A 2,251-nucleotide genomic window follows, 5' to 3' on the forward strand; every position below is an offset into this window, starting at 1 on the left:
CGCGGGGTGGAGCAGTCCGGTAGCTCGTCGGGCTCATAACCCGAAGGTCGCAGGTTCAAATCCTGCCCCCGCAACCAATATTCTTCTTTTGGCTGTATCGTTTAAATATAAAGTTAATAAGACAACAAGAGTACCTGATGGGTACAGGCAAAAATGGAGCTGTGGTGTAGTTGGCCTAACATGCCTGCCTGTCACGCAGGAGAACGCGGGTTCGAATCCCGTCAGCTCCGCCATATTAAATTCTCACCCATGGTATTATCCGCATTTGACATAATGCATAACAGCGTGATAAAATAATCATTGCTGCTTGAAAAGAGGCTCGGTAGCTCAGTCGGTAGAGCAGAGGACTGAAAATCCTCGTGTCGGCGGTTCGATTCCGTCCCGAGCCACCATTTCTTCGAGCCGGTGTAGCTCAATTGGTAGAGCAACTGACTTGTAATCAGTAGGTTGGGGGTTCAAGTCCTCTCGCCGGCACCATTTTAGGAGTAAGAGATGTGAGATATATTCTAGTGCGGAGGGGTACCAAAGTGGCCAAATGGGGCGGACTGTAAATCCGTTGGCATCGCCTTCGTAGGTTCGAATCCTACCCCCTCCACCATGTAATTTGACAAATTGATCATTATAGGGGTGTAGTTTAATGGTAGAACAGAGGTCTCCAAAACCTCCAGTGTGGGTTCGATTCCTACCACCCCTGCCAAATACAATATATTGTGGCGGCTATGGCGAAGTGGTTAACGCACCGGATTGTGGCTCCGGCATTCATGGGTTCGATTCCCATTAGTCGCCCCAAATCGTTGGGCATTAGCCAAGCGGTAAGGCAACGGACTTTGACTCCGTGATTCCCTGGTTCGAATCCAGGATGCCCAGCCAATATGCGGAAGTGGCTCAGGGGTAGAGCATCGCCTTGCCAAGGCGAGGGTCGCGGGTTCGAATCCCGTCTTCCGCTCCATCATTCAATTAACTTTTTTCATTTCGACTCACATCATTAATAGGGCGGCATAGCCAAGTGGTAAGGCAGAGGTCTGCAAAACCTTTATCCCCAGTTCGAATCTGGGTGCCGCCTCCAATTTTATAGCTGCCGGGGTGGCGGAATTGGCAGACGCACAGGACTTAAAATCCTGCGGTAGGTGACTACCGTACCGGTTCAAGTCCGGTCCTCGGCACCACGATGTGCCCTTAGCTCAGCTGGATAGAGCGTCTGACTACGAATCAGAAGGTCGGGAGTTCGAATCTCTCAGGGCACGCCATTCATCTGTTTACGACCGATGAGATATTAGACCAATGGGTCCTAGGCGGATAAGGTAAGCAAGGAGCAAAAGTGGCGAAGAGAGATGATGTCGTTACGAAGTAGCGTATCTCTCAGGGCAGATCCTAGATCCTACCCCATCCTATTACCTAAAAGAGGTCACAACTTTATATGCCGGTGTGGCGGAATTGGCAGACGCGCACGACTCAAAATCGTGTTCCCTTGCGGGAGTATCGGTTCGACTCCGATCACCGGCACCATACATATCTTACTTTGATATATTACCCTTGTTTAACACTTTAACCAAATTTGGTTAAAGTGTTTTTATTTGAAAAGAAATGAGTGATGCAAATAAGTTCTTAATTAAAGAATCTATAATAAAAAAATTATGCTTCTTTGAGGGAGTTGATAGAAACGGCTTGAGGAGCTGTAAGCGGAGATTTTCGAATCTTTATCATTACTTAGCAGAAGACTCCCATCTTCTATAAGGGGGAGATAAATGCTGACTGATTACAAACAAATGTTCCATAACGCCTTTTCTTATGGTATAATCATCATAGGAAGAGGAGGTGAAACGATTGAAACTAACGCTTAAATTCTACCCACGATGGACCGGTCAACAAGAACAAATCATCGAAGAATTATCCTTTCATACCACCAAACTATACAACATTGCCAACCATCAAAACCGTGAAAACCCATATAAATCATACCATGCGCTCGAAAGGGAACTGAAATCCAATTGGCATAGGGAATATCTCCATTCGCATACCTATCAACAATGTCTAAAAGTTCTCGAACAAAATTGGAAAAGCTATTTTAAAGCGTTGGAAGACTATTCGTAAAATAGACGGAAATCTTTTGCTCTCCCTTTCAAAGAAAATACAGGACGTCTTTCAGGTTGACAGTCTAAAAGTGGAAGTCAAACACCTTCCCTTACCGGAAGACGCAAACATTCAACAAATCCGCATCCAATTTGATCGGATCAAAAAAGTTTGGTATCTG

General features: G+C 45.8%; 1 protein-coding gene and 13 tRNA genes. All 14 read left to right on the forward strand.

The window, feature by feature from the left end; translation table 11 throughout:
• The 14 genes from L1765_RS05510 (at position 1) to L1765_RS05575 (ending at position 2,091) form a co-directional block, all read left to right on the forward strand.
• A tRNA-Met gene (locus tag L1765_RS05510) sits at positions 1–77 on the forward strand.
• 78 nt (positions 78–155) lie between these two features.
• Positions 156–233: transfer RNA gene (locus L1765_RS05515), tRNA-Asp, on the forward strand.
• 83 nt (positions 234–316) lie between these two features.
• Positions 317–392: transfer RNA gene (locus tag L1765_RS05520), tRNA-Phe, on the forward strand.
• A 9-nt stretch (positions 393–401) separates the two neighbouring features.
• Positions 402–477: transfer RNA gene (locus L1765_RS05525), tRNA-Thr, on the forward strand.
• Positions 478–513: 36 nt separating this feature from the next.
• A tRNA-Tyr gene (locus L1765_RS05530) sits at positions 514–598 on the forward strand.
• Positions 599–623: 25 nt separating this feature from the next.
• Positions 624–697: transfer RNA gene (locus L1765_RS05535), tRNA-Trp, on the forward strand.
• A 16-nt stretch (positions 698–713) separates the two neighbouring features.
• A tRNA-His gene (locus tag L1765_RS05540) sits at positions 714–789 on the forward strand.
• 6 nt (positions 790–795) lie between these two features.
• Positions 796–870: transfer RNA gene (locus L1765_RS05545), tRNA-Gln, on the forward strand.
• A gap of 4 nt (positions 871–874) precedes the next feature.
• Positions 875–949 (forward strand) — tRNA-Gly (locus tag L1765_RS05550).
• 43 nt (positions 950–992) lie between these two features.
• Positions 993–1,066, forward strand: a tRNA-Cys gene (locus tag L1765_RS05555).
• A gap of 11 nt (positions 1,067–1,077) precedes the next feature.
• Positions 1,078–1,166 (forward strand) — tRNA-Leu (locus L1765_RS05560).
• Between the two features lie 4 nt (positions 1,167–1,170).
• Positions 1,171–1,247 (forward strand) — tRNA-Arg (locus tag L1765_RS05565).
• Positions 1,248–1,419: 172 nt separating this feature from the next.
• Positions 1,420–1,506: transfer RNA gene (locus L1765_RS05570), tRNA-Leu, on the forward strand.
• Positions 1,507–1,824: 318 nt separating this feature from the next.
• On the forward strand, positions 1,825–2,091 hold the full coding sequence (locus L1765_RS05575) for a hypothetical protein (RefSeq protein WP_236405659.1): 267 nt from the start codon (positions 1,825–1,827) through the stop codon (positions 2,089–2,091).
• The last annotated feature ends 160 nt before the right edge of the window (positions 2,092–2,251 follow it).

The organism is Microaerobacter geothermalis, from assembly GCF_021608135.1.
Taxonomy (GTDB): Bacteria; Bacillota; Bacilli; order DSM-22679; family DSM-22679; genus Microaerobacter; species Microaerobacter geothermalis.